Source organism: Rothia sp. P100 (genome assembly GCF_023712425.1).
Lineage (GTDB): Bacteria > Actinomycetota > Actinomycetes > Actinomycetales > Micrococcaceae > Rothia > Rothia endophytica.
Genome location: NZ_JAMAYG010000015.1, coordinates 1 through 405, shown reverse-complemented (window position 1 = coordinate 405; position 405 = coordinate 1). Strand labels below are relative to the sequence as shown.

Below are 405 nucleotides of genomic sequence, written 5' to 3'. Positions count from 1 at the left end.
ATATTATGTATTGAGAAACCGGATAAAGGTTGTGTAACCTTAAATGATCAACCGATGCATAAGAAGAAAGTGAGACGTCATCAAATTGGTGCTGTATTTCAAGATTATACGTCATCATTACATCCATTTCAGACTGTTAGAGAAATCTTATTTGAAGTGATGTGTCAATGTGATGGACAACCTAAAGAAGTTATGGAAGTCCAAGCAATTACATTGTTGGAAGAAGTCGGTCTATCTAAGGCATACATGGATAAATATCCTAATATGTTATCAGGTGGAGAGGCGCAACGTGTTGCGATTGCGCGTGCAATATGTATTAACCCTAAATATATTTTGTTTGATGAAGCCATTAGTTCACTCGACATGTCAATTCAAACACAAATATTAGATTTATTGATTCATTTA

General features: G+C 34.6%; 1 protein-coding gene. It reads left to right on the top strand.

The genetic code is table 11. From position 1 onward, the window contains the following. Nucleotides 1-405, top strand: a 405-nt coding sequence (locus tag M3668_RS10970; RefSeq protein ID WP_353055981.1) for an ATP-binding cassette domain-containing protein, incomplete at its 3' end; no start/stop codon positions are given.